This is a genomic window from Planomonospora sp. ID82291 (genome assembly GCF_015711645.1).
GTDB lineage: Bacteria > Actinomycetota > Actinomycetes > Streptosporangiales > Streptosporangiaceae > Planomonospora.
This window is the reverse complement of record NZ_JABTEX010000002.1, coordinates 1,642,263-1,657,417: the sequence shown is the minus strand read 5'-3', so window position 1 is coordinate 1,657,417 and position 15,155 is coordinate 1,642,263. Positions and strand designations below refer to the sequence as shown.

The window sequence follows — 15,155 nt, the reverse complement described above, 5'->3', positions numbered from 1 at the left end:
CGCCCCGGACCCACGCCAGGCAACGCACCCCGACTCACGCCAGGCAACGCAGCTCGGAGCGGAGCTCGCGGTCGAGCGCGTCCTCCAGCACCCGGTCGAGCGGATGGTCGTCCGGCAGCCGGCCGACCGTCGCCTCGACGAAGACCCGTGCCGGCACCTGGGCGCTCACCCCGTGGGCGCACACCCAGATCCGTTCGGCGGTCACCTCGACCTGGACCGCAGGGTCCCGCTCGGCGAGCGCGAACACGCCCACCTCGGCCCGCCACCAGATCCGGCGGTCGGCCTCGTCCTCCCCCACGGGCGCCCGCACGTCGTCGGCGTGGGTGGCGTACTCGGAGGCGCAGTGGAAGGCCTGCAGCCCCACCGGGTACGGCCCGGCCGCGGTCGGCAGCACCGCGTCGCGACCGAGCGCGCGCATGCGGCGGCGCGTCTCCCCGTTGCGGTGCCGCCACTCGGCGAGCACGTCCTCCACCGGCAGGCCGCGGCGGCGGCGCACGCACCAGTCGTTGAAGCCCTCCAGGCCGCCTTCGACGTCCTCGCGGGCGAGCATCGCGAAGAACCCTCCGACGTCGTCGTCCAGGCAGGCGTGGTTGTAGAGCTCCTCCCCCGCCAGGTGGGCCAGGACGTCGCGCACCGACCAGCCCCGGCACCGGGAGGCCCGGTCCCAGGCCTCGGCTCCGAGACGGGAGAAGTGGAGGTCCAGCCGCTCCGCCTCGGCGTCGAACAGATCGAATGGGTTGAAATGAGCTAATTCGTCCGTTTCTCTGGTCATGCCAACGGTGATACCCCCGGGCACCGGCGCGGAACGGCGCCCCCGGTCAGGGCGGGCGCACGACCCCTCCCGGTCGGGGACAACGAATCGGGGAGCGCTCTCACAGCAGAGCGTCCCCCCTTTTCCGAGGCACTGTCAAGGTCGGCGATCAGCCCTCCCGACGGTCCGCGCTCTTCCGAAAGTGATCCGCGTGGCCGTGGGAGCGCTCCCGCGAGGCCTCGACGTTCCCCCATGCGGCGGCCTGCCTGGTCTTATACGGAAAACAGTTCAGGGAGCGCTCTCTCAACCAGAAATCTCCGGCACCCCCTGTAACGACGATCGTTATACGCCGAACCGTTGACAGCGGGCCCATAAGAGAACACCCTCTCCAGGGAGCGCTCTCTTCATGATCATTTATAAGGACCCTGGGAGGGTTCCATGGGCAAGCTCCGCCCCCTCGCACCGATGCTCGCCGCGATCGCCCTGACCGTGAGCGCGGCCGCCTGCGGCAGCGGTGGCACCGACGCCGGCACCACCTCCGCGGGCGGCTCCGGCGCGCCGGCCGAGAAGATCAAGCTGACCGTCGCGCTGTTCAGCGACTTCCACTACGCGCCGCTGTACGAGGAGTTCAAGAAGACCCACCCCAACGTGGAGATCGTGGAGCGGCGCGCGCAGTTCAACGACCACCACACCAACCTCATCACCCAGCTGGCCACCGGCGCCGGGGCGGCGGACGTCGTCGCCGTCGAGGGCGGCTACATCGGCGCCTTCACCCCCAACCCCGGCAAGTTCCACGACCTCAAGCAGTTCGGCCTCGACAAGCGGCAGGGCGAGTACCTCGACTGGAAGTGGCAGCAGGGCGTCTCCAACGACGGCTCCGCCCTCATGGGCCTGGGCACCGACGTCGGCGGCCTGGCCATGTGCTACCGCCCCGACCTGTTCAAGAAGGCCGGCCTGCCCACCGAGCGCGAGGAGGTCTCGGCGCTCTGGCCGACCTGGGAGCAGTACATCGAGGCGGGCAAGAAGTTCGCCGCCGCGAACGTGCCCGGCGCCAAGTTCACCGACGGTCCCGGCGAGCACTTCCGCGCCATCGTCGACCAGGCCCCGACCGGCTACTACGACGAGCAGTACAACGTCATCGCCGGGACCAACCCGGAGGTGAAGAAGGCCTTCGACCTGTCCGTCAAGATGATCGACGCGGGCCTGTCCGCCAAGCTCGCCGCCTTCACCCCGCCGTGGAACACCGGCATCGTCAAGGGCAGCTTCGCCACCATGGTCTGCCCGGCCTGGAAGACCGGCACGATCAAGGACCAGAAGCCCGGTGAGGGCGCCTGGGACATCGCCGCGGTGCCCGGCGGCGGCGGCAACCAGGGCGGCACCCACCTGATGCTGCCCAAGCAGGGCAAGCACCCCAAGGAGGCCGCCGAGCTGATCGACCTGCTGACGAACAAGGAGAGCCAGATCACGCTCTTCAAGGAGGCCAGCGCGCTGCCCTCGCTGCCCGAGCTGTACGACGACCCCGCCGTCGCCGAGTTCGTCAACCCGTACTTCGGCAACGCCCCCATCGGCAAGATCTTCACCGACGCGGCCAAGGCGCTCAAGCCGCAGAAGGTCGGCCCCAAGGCCGGCGACATCCTCAAGGCGTTCGGCGACGGCCTCCAGCGCGTCGAGCAGGGCAAGCAGAAGCCCGACGAGGCCTGGGCCCAGGCGCTCAAGGACGTCGAGAAGATCAAGTAACCCCTACCCGAGCCTCCGAGAGGAGCCCTCATGGCCACGCGCGCACCGGACCGCCCGGCGGCCGCCCCACCGGGCAGACCGGTGCGGGCCCGCCGCGGCGTCCGCCGCCACCTGGTCCACCAGCTCGACACCAAGGCCTCGCCCTACGCCTACGTGGCCCCCTTCTTCCTGCTGTTCTCCGCCTTCGGGCTCTTCCCCCTGGCCTACACCGCCTGGGTGAGCCTGCACGAGTGGACGCTGCTGGAGGACGAGCACGCCTTCATCGGCCTGGAGAACTTCAGGACGCTGCTCGCCGACGACTACTTCTGGAACGCCGCCTTCAACACCCTGTCCATCGGGGTGCTGTCCACGGTCCCGCAGCTGCTGCTGGCCATCTGGCTGGCCCACCTGCTCAACCGGCCGCTGCGGGCGCAGACCTTCCTGCGCGTCACGCTGCTGCTGCCCAACGTGACCAGCGTGGTCGCGGTGGTGGTCATCTTCAGCCAGCTGTTCGGCCGGGACTTCGGCATGATCAACTGGATGCTCTCCTGGTTCGGCGTGGGAGGCGTCGCCTGGAACGAGGGCGTGGCCAGCTCGCACGCCGCCATCTCCATCATGATCATGTGGCGGTGGACGGGGTACAACGCGCTGATCTTCCTGGCCGCGATGCAGGCCGTGCCGCGCGAGCTGTACGAGGCGGCCACCCTCGACGGCGCGAGCGGGCTCACCCAGCTCCGGAAGATCACCATCCCGATGATCCGGCCGACGATCGTCTTCGTCGTCATCACCTCGACCATCGGCGCCATGCAGGTCATGGCCGAGCCGCTGCTGTTCGGCTCCTACATGGTCACCGGCGGCGTGGACCGGCAGTACCAGACGCTCGCGCTGTTCATCTACGAGAACTTCACCCGGCTCGACTTCGGTTACGCCTCGGCCATCTCCTGGATGATGTTCCTCTTCATCATCGTGATCGCCGGCGTCAACTACCTGCTCACCCGCCGCGCGAAGGGAAGCCTCACGTGACCGCCCGGCCGATGTCCGCCGCACCCCCGGCGCCCGGGGCGCCCACCCGAGCCGGCACGGGCCGGCGCCGCCTCGACGGCGCCCGCCGGCTCACCTACCTCACGCTGCTGGCGGTGGCGTTCTTCTCCGCGCTCCCGCTCTACTACAGCGTCGTGGTGGCCTCCCGCGACAACGCGGCGCTGGCGGAGGTCCCGCCCCCGCTGCTGCCGGGCGGGAACTTCTTCGCCAACGTCGCCCGCGTCTTCGACACCGTGCCCTTCGCCCTGGCGATCACCAACTCCGTCATCGTGGCCGGGTCCATCGCCCTGGCGGTGATGTTCTTCTCCACCCTGGCCGGGTTCGCCTTCGCCAAGCTGCGCTTCCGCGGCAGGAACGCGCTGCTGCTGCTCACCGTGGCGACCATGACGGTCCCGACCCAGCTCGGCATCATCCCGCTCTACATGCTCATGGTGAAGCTGGAGTGGACCGGCACGCTGTACGCGCTGATCGTGCCCGCGCTGGTCAGCGCGTTCGGCGTCTTCTTCATGACGCAGTACCTGTCGCGGGCCCTGCCGACCGAGCTGCTGGAGGCCGGCCGGGTCGACGGCTGCACCACCTGGGGCCTGTTCTGGCACGTGGTGATCCCCGTCGCCCGCCCCGCCGCGGCCGTCCTCGGCATGCTCACCTTCATGTCGGCCTGGAACGACTACTTCTGGCCGCTGGTCGTCCTGACCCCGGAGAACCCGACGGTCCAGGTGGCCCTGTCCACGCTGGCCGCCGGCTACGTCAACGACTACGTGCTCGGCCTGGCCGGCACCGCGCTCGGCACGCTGCCGCTGGTCGTGGTCTTCAGCCTGCTCGGCAAACAGATCATCGGAGGAATCATGCAAGGAGCCGTCAAGGGATGACCATCGTCAACGCGCGGGGGACCGCGCCGTCCCACCTCACCGAAGGGCGGGCGGACTTCCCCGCGGGCTTCGTCTGGGGCGCCGCGACGGCCTCCTACCAGATCGAGGGCGCGGTGGCCGAGGACGGCCGCGGGCCGTCCATCTGGGACGTCTTCTCCCACACGCCCGGCAAGGTGGCCGGCGGCGACACCGGCGACGTCGCCTGCGACCACTACCACCGCCATGCCGAGGACGTGCGGCTCATGGCCGACCTGGGGCTGCACGCCTACCGCTTCTCGGTGGCCTGGCCCCGGATCCAGGCCGACGGCACGGGCCCGGCCGACCCGCGGGGACTCGCCTTCTACGACCGGCTCGTCGACGATCTGCTCGCGGCCGGGATCACGCCGTACACCACGCTCTACCACTGGGACCTGCCGCAGGCGCTGCAGGAGCGCGGCGGCTGGGCCGACCGCGACACCGCGTACCGGTTCGCCGAGTACGCCGAGCTCGTGCACGCCCGGCTGGGCGACCGCGTCGCGCACTGGACCACGCTGAACGAGCCGTGGGTCTCGGCCTTCCTCGGCTACGCCTCCGGCGTGCACGCACCCGGCGAGCAGGACCCGGCCGCCGCCTTCCGCGCCGCCCACCACCTGCTGCTCGGCCACGGCCTGGCGGCGCGGGCGCTGCGCGCGGCCGGGGCCCGGGAGATCGCCCTGGTGATCAACTCCGCGCCGGTCCTGACACCCGCGCAGGTGGACGACCCCTCGGCCCCGGTCACCGAGGCGGACGCCGAGGCGGTGCACCGGGTGGACACGCTGCTCACCCGGCAGTTCCTCGACCCGGTGCTGCGCGGGGAGTACCCCGCCGAGGTGCTCCGGATCGCCGAACGGCACGGCGGGCTCGCGCACCTCGCCGACGGCGACCTGGAGACCATCCGCCAGCCGATCGACCTGGTCGGGATCAACTACTACAACCCCTGCGTGGTGGAGTCGGGCCCCGGCGAGCCGGCGAACCCGGCCTGGCCGGGCACCGAGGACGTGCGGTTCTGCCCGGCCGAGGGGCCGCTGACCGCGATGGGCTGGCCGATCGTGCCGACCGGGCTCTCCCGGCTCCTGCTCCGGCTCGCGGCGGACTACCCCGAGGTCGGCCTGATCGTCACCGAGAACGGCGCGGCCTTCGACGACACCGTGGAGGAGGACGGCCGGGTCCGCGACACCCGCCGGACCGCCTACCTGGACGGCCACCTGCGCGCCGTGCACGCCGCGATCGAGGGCGGCGCGGACCTGCGCGGCTATCTCGTGTGGTCGCTGCTGGACAACTTCGAGTGGGCCGAGGGCTACCGCCCGAGGTTCGGGATCGTGCACGTCGACTTCGCCACCCAGCGGCGGACCCTCAAGGACAGCGCCCTGTGGTACCGCGACGTGATCCGGCGGAACGGGATCGCCGGACAGCCGTGACACGCGCCGCCCCGGCCCGTTCCCGGCCGGGGCGCTCAGCCGTACCGGAGCGCGTTCACGACCACCGCGAAGAAGATCAGCACGACCACGCCCACCACGAGCATGCCCCGGACCGCGGCCCAGGCGTCCGCCTTGGCCTTGGGGATCTTGTCCGCCGCCGTCTTCGCGTCCTTGATCGCACCTCCCCAGCCCGCCCACGTGTCCCGCGTCCGCTGGAAGCGCCTGCCGACGAAGAACGCGACCATCGCGATCACGATGATGATGAGGACCCGGCCGTCCGAAGTGCCCATGGGCGACTCCTGTGGGGAGTGAGGCGTGGATTCGCGCACTCACCGTACGCCCGCGACTACGCTCCGGCCAGTGGAATCCCCCGATTCGCGGCCGGCCCCGGCCGGGCCCGCGCCGGGCGCCTCCCCTCAGAGTGCCGCGAGGTGCACGACCTTGGTGTGGGTCATCTCGTCGAGCAGCTCGGGGCCGTACCCGAAGCCCTCCCCGCTCGCCCCGAGGGGCTGCGCCGCGCCGCCCGGGGCCCCGCCGAAGACCGCGTTGACCTTCACCGTGCCCGCGCGCAGCTCGCGCCAGGCCCGCTGCGCGTGGGCGAGCGAGGGGGTGAGCACCGTGGCGGCCAGGCCGTACTCTCCGGTGTTGGCCAGGGCCAGCGCCTCGTCGAAGCTCTCGACGACGCGGACCGCCGCGACCGGTCCGAACGTCTCCTCGCGCAGCACGGCCATGTCGTCGGTGCAGTCGGCCAGCACGGTCGCCGGGTAGAAGGCGCCCGGCCCGCCGGGGATCCGGCCGCCGGTCAGCAGGCGCGCCCCCGCGGCGACCGCGGCGCGCACGTGCCCGTGCACGGTCTCGCGCTGCCGCCGGTCGACGAGCGGGCCCAGCGTGGTCGCCTCGTCCAGGCCGGGGCCCATGCGCAGCGCCTCGGCCGCGGCGACGAGACAGGTGGTGAACGGCTCGGCGACGGAGCGGTGCACGTAGATCCGCTCCACGGAGACGCAGATCTGGCCCGCGTTGGCGAAGCAGCCGAGGGCGGCCTGCTCGGCGGCCTGCTTCGGGTCGGTCCCCGCGTCCACGATCAGCGGGTCCTTGCCGCCGTTCTCCCGCAGCACCCGGCAGCGGGCGGCGGCGGCGATCTCGCGCCCGGCCGCGGTGGAGCCGACGTGGGCGAGCAGGTGCAGGCCGGGGTGGGCGGCGAGCGGCGCACCGGCGCTCCGGTCCCCCGCGACCATGGTGAGCACGCCCGGCGGCAGGTCCTCGGCGAGCAGCTCGACCAGGCGGGCCCCGGTGTGCGGGGTGCGCTCGGAGGGCTTGTGCACCACCGTGTTCCCGGTGGCCAGCGCGGCGCCGATCAGCCCGCAGGCGATCGCCGCCGGGTCGTTCCAGGGGGTGATGACGCCGACGACGCCGCGCGGCTCGCGGACCATCAGGTCGGTCGCGCCCCAGCCGCCCTGGAGGCTGCGCGCGCCGTGCAGCGGGCCCAGCTCGGCGTACTGCTCCAGGGTGCCGGCGCCGGCCTCCACCCCGCCCCGCGCGTCCGCCAGCGGCTTGCCCATCTCCGCCGTCACCAGGCGGGCCAGCTCGCCGGCGTGCTCCCGGACCCGGGCGGCGGCGCGGCGCAGCAGCGCGCCGCGTCCGGCCGGGGCGGTGCGCGCCCAGCCGGGGGCGGCGGCGCGCGCCGACCGCACGGCGGTCTCGACGTCCTCGGCGCAGCCGCGCGGGCACTCGCCCACGCGCTCACCGGTCGCCGGGTCGTCCACGGCGATCGTGCCGGTGCTCGCGCCCGTCCGCCACTCGCCGTCCGCAAAGAGCCATCGCGTTCTCATGGCCGCTCCCTACCCGGTGCGGCGGGCCGGATGCCCCGCGCCGGACGCCCCGCAGGACCTTCGGGAACCCTCCGCGGGACCTTCGGCACTCCTCCGGACGGCCTCCGCGGGACCTTCGGAAGCCCTCCGCGGGACCTTCGGGAACCCTCGGCAGGACCTTGGGCAGAACCTGGTGAGTACGGCACTCGACCGTGATGTCACGGTGCTGTCACAAACCTTGACTGGAGGCCTGCCTGGACATTTGATAACTGTTCACACCCCTGAAACATTCATCGCAGTGTTCGCCGCCACCTAATGTGAACGCTAACACCGTCGATTGGAATCGACGACCGGGGCGACGCGGCGGAGGGGCCGATCGCAACGGCTGCGGATCACATCCGCGTCACCTCAAGGAGAGAAAATGAAGCTCACGAAGCTGGCCACCATACCGGTGGGGCTGGCGATGGCCCTGGCGATGACCGCCTGCGGCTCCGCCACCAAGACCGTCGACCAGGAGGCCGCGCCCAGCGCGGGCGCGTCCGCCTCGGGCGCCCTCGTCGGCGTCACCATGCCCACCAAGTCCTCCGAGCGCTGGATCCACGACGGTGACAACGTCAAGGGTTCGCTGGAGAAGCTGGGGTACAAGGTCGACCTGCAGTACGCGGAGAACGACATCCCCACCCAGGTCAACCAGATCGAGAACCAGATCACCAAGGGCGCCAAGGTCCTGATCATCGCCTCGATCGACGGCACCGCGATCACCACGCAGCTCCAGCAGGCCGCCGACGCCAAGATCCCGGTGATCGCCTACGACCGGCTCATCCGCAACACCCCGAACGTCGACTACTACGCCACCTTCGACAACCACAAGGTCGGCGTGCAGCAGGCGACCTCGCTGCTGGTGGGCCTCGGGCTGAAGAAGGCCGACGGCTCCGACGGCGACGCCAAGGGCCCGTTCAACATCGAGATCTTCGCCGGCTCGCCCGACGACAACAACGCCACCTTCTTCTACAACGGCGCGATGGAGGTGCTCAAGCCGTACATCGACAAGGGCACCCTGGTCGTCAAGAGCGGTGAGACGGACTTCAAGACCGTCGCCATCCTGCGCTGGGACCCGGCCACCGCGCAGAAGCGCATGGAGGACCTGATCACCAAGGCCTACTCCGGCGCCAAGGTCCAGGGCGTGCTCTCGCCGTACGACGGCCTGTCCATCGGCATCCTGTCGGCGCTGAAGAGCAGCGGCTACGGCACCGCCGACCAGCCCTACCCGGTCGTCACCGGCCAGGACGCCGAGGTCGCCTCGGTCAAGTCGATCATCGCGGGCGAGCAGTACGCGACGATCTACAAGGACACCCGCAACCTGGCCGAGATCACCGTCAAGATGGCCGACGCGGTGCTCAAGGGCGGCAAGCCCGAGGTGAACAACACCACCGACTACGACAACGGCAACAAGGTCGTTCCGTCCTACCTGCTCGAGCCCGTCGTGGTCTACAAGGACAACTACAAGCAGATCCTCGTCGACTCCGGTTACTACACCGAGGACCAGCTCAAGTAGCCGGCGCGGCGCCGGGCCGGCCCCCTTCGCGGAGGCCGGCCCGGCACCGGCCGCGAGGGGGGGAGATGGACGGCATGACCGACCACATACTTCAGATGCGAGGCATCACCAAGACTTTCCCGGGCGTCAAGGCGCTCCAGGACGTCAACCTGGCAGTACGGCGCGGCGAGATCCACGCCATCTGCGGCGAGAACGGCGCCGGCAAGTCGACGCTGATGAAGGTCCTGTCCGGGGTCTACCCGCACGGCTCCTACGACGGCGAGATCGTCTTCGAGGGGGAACCCTGCCGGTTCTCCGGCATCAGGGACAGCGAGCGGCGCGGCATCGTCATCATCCACCAGGAGCTCGCGCTCAGCCCGTACCTGTCGATCGCCGAGAACATCTTCCTCGGCAACGAGCGGACCCGGCGCGGTCTGATCGACTGGAACCGGACGAACGCCGAGGCCGGCGCGCTGCTCGAACGGGTCGGGCTCCGGGAGAACCCGGTGACCCGGGCGATGGACATCGGCGTGGGCAAGCAGCAGCTCGTCGAGATCGCCAAGGCGCTGTCGAAGCAGGTCCGGCTGCTCATCCTCGACGAGCCGACCGCCGCGCTCAACGACGAGGACTCCGCGCACCTGCTCGGCCTGCTGCGCGAGCTGCGCGACGAGGGGATCACCTCGGTGATCATTTCTCACAAGCTGAACGAGATCAAGGCCATCGCCGACTCCACGACGATCATCCGCGACGGCCGGACGATCGAGACGCTGGACATGGCGGGCGGCGAGGTCAGCGAGGACCGGATCATCTCCGGCATGGTCGGCCGCGACCTGGAGCACCGGTTCCCGCCGCACGAGTCCACGGTCGGCGAGGAGGTGCTGCGGATCGAGGACTGGACCGTGCACAGCCCCGCCCAGCCCGAGCGCGCGGTCGTCTCCGGCGCCAACCTGACGCTGCGCCGCGGCGAGATCGTCGGCCTGGCCGGGCTGATGGGCGCCGGCCGCACCGAGCTGGCGATGAGCGTGTTCGGCCGCAGTTACGGGGTCGGCATCTCCGGGCGCATCTACAAGGACGGCAAGGAGATCCACCTCCGCTCGGTCAGCGAGGCCATCGATCACAAGATCGCCTACGCCACCGAGGACCGCAAGCGCTACGGCCTCAACCTGATCCAGGACATCCAGCGCAACGTCTCGGCCGCCGCGCTGGGCAAGCTCTCCAAGGGCGGCTGGATCGACGGCAACGAGGAGTACAAGGTCGCCGACGGCTTCCGGGCCGACATGAACATCAAGGCCCCCAGCGTGCTGGCGGTCACCGGGAAGCTCAGCGGCGGCAACCAGCAGAAGGTCGTGCTCTCGAAGTGGATCTTCACTGACCCCGACGTGCTGATCCTGGACGAGCCCACCCGCGGCATCGACGTGGGCGCCAAGTACGAGATCTACACCATCATCAACCAGCTCGCCGACCAGGGCAGGGCCGTCCTCGTGATCTCCTCGGAGCTTCCCGAGCTGCTCGGCCTCTGCGACCGCATCTACGCGATGTCGGCCGGGCGGATCACCGGCGAGGTGCCGCGCGCCGACGCCACCCCCGAGCGTCTCATGCAGTTCATGACCAAGGAGAAGGAGTAATGGCACACACGAGCAGCGGCAAGGCTCCGGCACGCGAGGCCGGTGCCGAGGTCATGAGCGGCGGTCCACCGCCCGCGAAGACACCGGGGGGCCGGTTCTCCTTCAACCTGCGTGAGAGCGGCATCTACATCGCCTTCGCGGCGATCATCGTTCTCTTCTCCATCCTGACCGACGGTGGTCTGCTGAGCCCGCAGAACATCTCGAACATCATGGTGCAGAACTCCTACATCCTGATCCTCGCGATCGGCATGATCCTGATCATCATCGCCGGCCACATCGACCTGTCGGTGGGCTCGGTGGTGGCGGTCAGCGGCGCCGTCTCGGCGGTGCTGATGGTGGACATGGGCATGCCCTGGCCACCGGCGCTCCTCATCACGCTCCTGGTCGGCGCCCTGATCGGGGCCTGGCAGGGGTACTGGATCGCCTACTTCGGCATCCCGGCGTTCATCGTCACCCTGGCCGGAATGCTGATCTTCCGGGCGCTGACCCTCACCGTGCTCGGCAACCAGGGCATCGGCCCCTTCCCCGACGAGGTCCGGACCCTGGCCAACGGCTTCCTGCCCGGCTTCCTCGGCAACGTCGGCCTCGGCCCGCTCGGCGGCGCCGACCTGGTCACCCTGATCATCGGCCTGTCCATCGTGGCGGGGATCGTCGTCACCCAGTGGCGGGCCCGCCAGGCGCGCCTCGGCTACCGGCAGCAGGTCGACGCGCTGCCGCTGTTCGCGCTCAAGATGGTCGTCGCCGCCGCGGTGGTGCTGACGGTCATCGTGCAGCTGGCCCGGTTCAAGAACCTGCCCTGGGTCCTGGTGCTGCTCGCGGCCCTCGTGCTGGGGTACACCCTGCTGACCACGCGCACCGTCTTCGGCCGCCACATCTACGCCATCGGCGGCAACCTGCACGCGGCGAGCCTGTCCGGCATCAAGGTCAAGTCCGTCACGTTCTGGCTCTTCGTCAACATGGGCGTGCTCTCGGCCGTGGCCGGCATCATCTTCGCCGGACGCCTCAACCAGGCCGGTCCCACCGCGGGCAACAGCTTCGAGCTGGACGCCATCGCGGCGGCGTTCATCGGCGGCGCCGCCGTACAGGGCGGCGTCGGCAAGGTGGTGGGCGCCATCACCGGCGGCCTCATCATGGCCGTGATCAACAACGGCATGTCCCTCATCGGCGCGCCGAGCGAGCAGGTGATGCTCTTCAAGGGCCTGGTGCTGCTCGTCGCCGTCGCCTTCGACGTCTGGGCCAAGCGCCGGGCGGGAGCGGGCGGCTGAGCGGACGCACCGCCGTCCACCGCCCCGCACCCCGTCCGCCTCGTCGGACTCGCCGCACCACCGGGATCATCCTCCGGCGGTGCGGCGATTCGCGTCCGGGCCCTCCTGCGCCGGCCGCTCCCGCAGGAACGCCGCCAGGCTCTCCGCGGCGAGCAGGTCCCGGGGCGCGCCGAGGCCCAGCTTGGCGAACCCGCCCTGCCCGGCCAGCACCGCGAGCCCGTGCAGCGTCGCCCAGACCGTCCGGGCCAGGATCGCGGGCGGCTGCGCGGACGGCAGCGCACCGGCCCGCTGCGCCTGCTCCACCGCGGTGACCAGCGACTCGAAGGCCACGGGACCGGACGGGCGGCCCGGCCGGTCCCGGAACATGATCTCGAAGAGCGCGGGGGCCTCCTCCGCGAAGCGCAGATAGACCTCGCCCAGCCGCACGATGCGGTCGCCGGGGTCGGAGGCCGCGCGGGCGGCCTCCTCCAGTCCGGCGTGGAAGGCCACGTAGCCCTCGTCCGCCAGCGCGTCGAGCAGCGCGTCCTTGTCGGCGAAGTGCCGGTACGGCGCGGCGGTGCTCACCCCCACCCGGCGGGCCAGCTCGCTGAGGCTGAACGCCGCGGCGCCCCGCTCGGCGAGCAGGGCGCGGGCGCCCTCGATCAGCGCCTGCCGGAGCGCCCCGTGATGGTACGAGGTTCGGATGCGATCGCCGTCGGACATGTTGACGACTCTAACATCGCCCCTTATGTTGAAGGCGCTCACATTGTGAATGATTTAAACATTGATGGGGAGAACGCATGCCCGGCGTCACCACCGCGGTACCCGGCCCGGCGCCGCGACCGCGAACCCGCCCGCAGTCCCGCATCGGCTGGACCGTGGTCCTGCTGTCCGCGCTGGCGATCGCCGGCTCCTCGCTCGCCCTCTACGCGCAGAGCAGCCTGCGGGCCCTGGCCGCCGACGACGCGGGCCTGGCGAGCGCCTACGCCGACGCTCCGCCCGCGATCCAGGCGGCCTTCTACGTCCACGTGGTCAGCGCCTCGGTCGCCCTCGCGCTGGGACCCTGGCAGTTCTCCCGGCGGCTGCGCGGCCGGTTCCGCACCGCGCACCGCGTCATCGGCCGGACCTATCTCGGCGCGATCGCCGTGGGCGCCGCCTCCTCGCTGGTCATGACCCCCTTCAACTCGGCCGGGCTGGTCGGGCTCTTCGGGTTCGGCGCGCTGGCCCTGCTGTGGGGGTACACCGCCCTGCGCGGCTACCGGGCGATCCGCCGCGGCGACCTCGCCGGCCACCAGGCCTGGATGATCCGCAACTACGCGCTCACCTACGCCGCGGTGACCCTGCGGACCTGGACCGGCGTCCTCATCACGGTGCAGACGCCGTTCGCGGGCGCGGCGGCCGACGCCGACGCACTGTTCGCCAACGCCTACCACGCGGTGCCGTTCCTGTGCTGGCTGCCGAACCTCGTCGTCGCCGAATGGCTGATCAGGCGGCGCGGGCTGCCCTCGTACCGGCTGTCCGCGGCTCCCGCGGCTCCCATGACTCCCACGGCGCCCGCCGGCTCAGGCCCCGCCGTCCCGGCTCCGGCCGCCGGCTGACCGCCGCTCCGGCCGCACCCGCCGCCGCACGGCCGGCCACCCGGCGACGGCGGCGGCCGACGCGAGGCAGAACCAGGCGAACCAGTCCCCCCAGCGTGTGTAGAGGGTGCCGGCGCCGCCCACCGGGACGGCCGTGACGACGGTCGTGATCGAGCGGGTCCGGGCCCCCCGCTCGGCGAGCACGCGCCCGTACGGGTCGCTCACCGTCAGGTTGCCGTCCGCGGCGCTGCGCACGACCGAGAAACCGTTCTCCACCCCGCGCATCACCGCCGGGCGGGAGTGCTGCCAGGCGTCGCGGACGAAGTCCCAGGCCGGCACGAGCATGACCGCGGCGCCGCTGCGACGGTACGCGCGCGCCAGGGCGGGGAAGTCCAGGTCCCGGCAGATCGCCACACCCGAGTCGCCGGCCAGCAGGATCCGGTCCCCCGCCTCGTACGGTTCGACGCCGGGCACCAGGTGCCGCTTGCGGTACACCTGCGGTTCGCCTCCCGCTCCGGAGAAGAGCACGGCCGTGTTCCGGCGGGCGTCGGTGACGATCACACCGGCCACGACGTCCATGCGCCGGTCGCGGGCCAGCGCCGCCAGCGGGCCGGTGATCCGCGGGAGGTCCGCCTCCTCGGTGACGAAGCCCCCCTCCGGCAGCACCGCGACGTCGGTGCCCGGGGGCAGGGCGCGCAGGCGCGCCAGCACGGCGCCGAGCTTCTCGGCGCCCCGCGGCGTGTCCACCGGCGCCCAGTCGCCGCGCTGGCCGGCGGCCAGCAGCGCCACCGTCCGCCGCTCCCCGGCCGGGCCGGCGAGCCGTACGGCCCCGTAGCCCGCCGAGGCGGCGAGCAGGAGCAGCGCGGCCAGCCCGACGCCCCACCGGGCCCGCCCCGCCGGGCCCGGCGCGCAGACCGCGGCGACGGCCGCCGGGATCCCCGTCAGCAGGAACGAGATCCCCCACACCCCGGTGAGCGAGGCGAGCTGGACCACCGGGCGCACGTCGGTCTGGGTGTAGGCCAGGCTCCACAGCGCCCCGTCGGGCCCGAGCACCGACACCAGGTACTCCCCGCCCACCCAGATCGCGGGCACGGACAGCGCGGCCGGTGCCGGTCCGCCCCGCCGCAGCAGGGTCCGGAACGCGAGCACGGCCGCCGCCGCGAGCAGCGCGGGGACGGCCACGACGGCGAGCGCGGCCGGGACCGGCGCCTCCAGCTGCTCCCGGTGGAAGCTCCACATGTTCAGCCCGCCGGCGGCCCACGCCGTGAACGCCGCGGCGCACGCCGCGGGCGCGGGCACCCTCGGCGCGAGCAGCAGGACCGGGAGGGGTGCCGACCAGGTGAGCCAGGGAACCGGGGCGAGCCCGGTGCCGAAGAAGAGCAGGGCCCCGGAGACGGCCGCGGCCAGGACCGCGGCGGGGAACGGAGGCAGGGCCGCCCCGGGGAGCGGCGGCGGTGCCGCGGCGGGGAACGGGAACGGGCGCATCGGAGCGGTCTCCTCGACGAAGGACGGGGCTCCGATGCTGCCCGCCGCGAGGACCCGGGCGGATCGCCG

13 protein-coding genes are annotated in these 15,155 nt (G+C 71.8%); 8 read left to right on the top strand and 5 right to left on the bottom strand.

The window, feature by feature from the left end; all coding sequences use genetic code 11:
• Positions 1-34 precede the first annotated feature (34 nt).
• Complete coding sequence (locus tag HS045_RS18350; protein WP_196452530.1) at positions 35-772, bottom strand: maleylpyruvate isomerase family mycothiol-dependent enzyme; 738 nt, start codon at positions 770-772, stop codon at positions 35-37.
• Positions 773-1,189: 417 nt separating this feature from the next.
• On the opposite strand from HS045_RS18350, the gene HS045_RS18345 reads away from it, so the two are divergent.
• Genes HS045_RS18345 through HS045_RS18330 form a run of 4 tightly spaced genes read left to right on the top strand, consistent with a single transcriptional unit; the run spans position 1,190 to position 5,813 of the window.
• Positions 1,190-2,488 (top strand): ABC transporter substrate-binding protein, encoded by a 1,299-nt coding sequence (locus HS045_RS18345; protein WP_196452529.1) that lies wholly within the window; start codon positions 1,190-1,192, stop codon positions 2,486-2,488.
• Between the two features lie 30 nt (positions 2,489-2,518).
• The gene (locus HS045_RS18340) at positions 2,519-3,490 is read left to right on the top strand and encodes a carbohydrate ABC transporter permease (protein ID WP_196452528.1); all 972 of its coding nucleotides are present in this window, start codon (positions 2,519-2,521) and stop codon (positions 3,488-3,490) included.
• A gap of 11 nt (positions 3,491-3,501) precedes the next feature.
• Positions 3,502-4,377, top strand: a complete 876-nt coding sequence (locus tag HS045_RS18335; RefSeq protein ID WP_230884429.1) for a carbohydrate ABC transporter permease — start codon at positions 3,502-3,504, stop codon at positions 4,375-4,377.
• Entirely contained in the window at positions 4,374-5,813 is a 1,440-nt protein-coding gene (locus HS045_RS18330; protein WP_196452527.1) for a GH1 family beta-glucosidase, read from the top strand. Before HS045_RS18335 ends, HS045_RS18330 begins: the two co-directional genes overlap by 4 nt.
• Before the next feature lie 35 nt (positions 5,814-5,848).
• On the opposite strand, the gene HS045_RS18325 is transcribed toward HS045_RS18330, so the two are convergent.
• Positions 5,849-6,103: a hypothetical protein gene (locus HS045_RS18325; RefSeq protein WP_196452526.1), complete on the bottom strand. Its 255-nt coding sequence runs from the start codon at positions 6,101-6,103 to the stop codon at positions 5,849-5,851.
• Positions 6,104-6,229: 126 nt separating this feature from the next.
• Positions 6,230-7,642 (bottom strand): aldehyde dehydrogenase, encoded by a 1,413-nt coding sequence (locus tag HS045_RS18320; RefSeq protein ID WP_196452525.1) that lies wholly within the window; start codon positions 7,640-7,642, stop codon positions 6,230-6,232.
• Positions 7,643-8,042: 400 nt separating this feature from the next.
• On the opposite strand from HS045_RS18320, the gene chvE reads away from it, so the two are divergent.
• The 3 genes from chvE to mmsB all read left to right on the top strand — a co-directional run bounded on the left by chvE (position 8,043) and on the right by mmsB (position 12,045).
• Entirely contained in the window at positions 8,043-9,176 is a 1,134-nt protein-coding gene (gene chvE / locus HS045_RS18315) for a multiple monosaccharide ABC transporter substrate-binding protein (RefSeq protein ID WP_304609609.1), read from the top strand.
• Between the two features lie 74 nt (positions 9,177-9,250).
• A complete protein-coding gene (gene mmsA / locus HS045_RS18310; RefSeq protein ID WP_196452524.1) occupies positions 9,251-10,780 on the top strand; it encodes a multiple monosaccharide ABC transporter ATP-binding protein in 1,530 nt (509 codons plus the stop codon).
• Complete coding sequence (mmsB, locus tag HS045_RS18305) at positions 10,780-12,045, top strand: multiple monosaccharide ABC transporter permease (protein WP_196452523.1); 1,266 nt, start codon at positions 10,780-10,782, stop codon at positions 12,043-12,045. The genes mmsA and mmsB overlap by 1 nt, the downstream gene beginning before the upstream one ends.
• A gap of 66 nt (positions 12,046-12,111) precedes the next feature.
• On the opposite strand, the gene HS045_RS18300 is transcribed toward mmsB, so the two are convergent.
• Complete coding sequence (locus tag HS045_RS18300) at positions 12,112-12,747, bottom strand: TetR/AcrR family transcriptional regulator (protein ID WP_196452522.1); 636 nt, start codon at positions 12,745-12,747, stop codon at positions 12,112-12,114.
• Positions 12,748-12,824: 77 nt separating this feature from the next.
• Between HS045_RS18300 and HS045_RS18295 the strand changes: the two genes are divergently transcribed.
• Entirely contained in the window at positions 12,825-13,622 is a 798-nt protein-coding gene (locus HS045_RS18295; RefSeq protein ID WP_196452521.1) for a DUF2306 domain-containing protein, read from the top strand.
• Here the strand turns inward: HS045_RS18295 and HS045_RS18290 are convergent.
• Positions 13,587-15,086, bottom strand: coding sequence for a nitrilase-related carbon-nitrogen hydrolase (locus tag HS045_RS18290; protein WP_196452520.1), 1,500 nt, complete (start codon positions 15,084-15,086; stop codon positions 13,587-13,589). The genes HS045_RS18295 and HS045_RS18290 overlap by 36 nt on opposite strands.
• Positions 15,087-15,155: the final 69 nt, after the last annotated feature.

What these genes read in the sequence shown, in the direction of transcription:
- HS045_RS18350 (WP_196452530.1), bottom strand. Translation starts at nt 772, where the DNA reads ATGACCAGAGAAACGGACGAATTAGCTCATTTCAACCCATTCGATCTG.
- HS045_RS18345 (WP_196452529.1), top strand. Translation starts at nt 1,190, where the DNA reads ATGGGCAAGCTCCGCCCCCTCGCACCGATGCTCGCCGCGATCGCCCTG.
- HS045_RS18340 (WP_196452528.1), top strand. Translation starts at nt 2,519, where the DNA reads ATGGCCACGCGCGCACCGGACCGCCCGGCGGCCGCCCCACCGGGCAGA.
- HS045_RS18335 (WP_230884429.1), top strand. Translation starts at nt 3,502, where the DNA reads ATGTCCGCCGCACCCCCGGCGCCCGGGGCGCCCACCCGAGCCGGCACG.
- HS045_RS18330 (WP_196452527.1), top strand. Translation starts at nt 4,374, where the DNA reads ATGACCATCGTCAACGCGCGGGGGACCGCGCCGTCCCACCTCACCGAA.
- HS045_RS18325 (WP_196452526.1), bottom strand. Translation starts at nt 6,103, where the DNA reads ATGGGCACTTCGGACGGCCGGGTCCTCATCATCATCGTGATCGCGATG.
- HS045_RS18320 (WP_196452525.1), bottom strand. Translation starts at nt 7,642, where the DNA reads ATGAGAACGCGATGGCTCTTTGCGGACGGCGAGTGGCGGACGGGCGCG.
- chvE (WP_304609609.1), top strand. Translation starts at nt 8,043, where the DNA reads ATGAAGCTCACGAAGCTGGCCACCATACCGGTGGGGCTGGCGATGGCC.
- mmsA (WP_196452524.1), top strand. Translation starts at nt 9,251, where the DNA reads ATGACCGACCACATACTTCAGATGCGAGGCATCACCAAGACTTTCCCG.
- mmsB (WP_196452523.1), top strand. Translation starts at nt 10,780, where the DNA reads ATGGCACACACGAGCAGCGGCAAGGCTCCGGCACGCGAGGCCGGTGCC.
- HS045_RS18300 (WP_196452522.1), bottom strand. Translation starts at nt 12,747, where the DNA reads ATGTCCGACGGCGATCGCATCCGAACCTCGTACCATCACGGGGCGCTC.
- HS045_RS18295 (WP_196452521.1), top strand. Translation starts at nt 12,825, where the DNA reads ATGCCCGGCGTCACCACCGCGGTACCCGGCCCGGCGCCGCGACCGCGA.
- HS045_RS18290 (WP_196452520.1), bottom strand. Translation starts at nt 15,086, where the DNA reads ATGCGCCCGTTCCCGTTCCCCGCCGCGGCACCGCCGCCGCTCCCCGGG.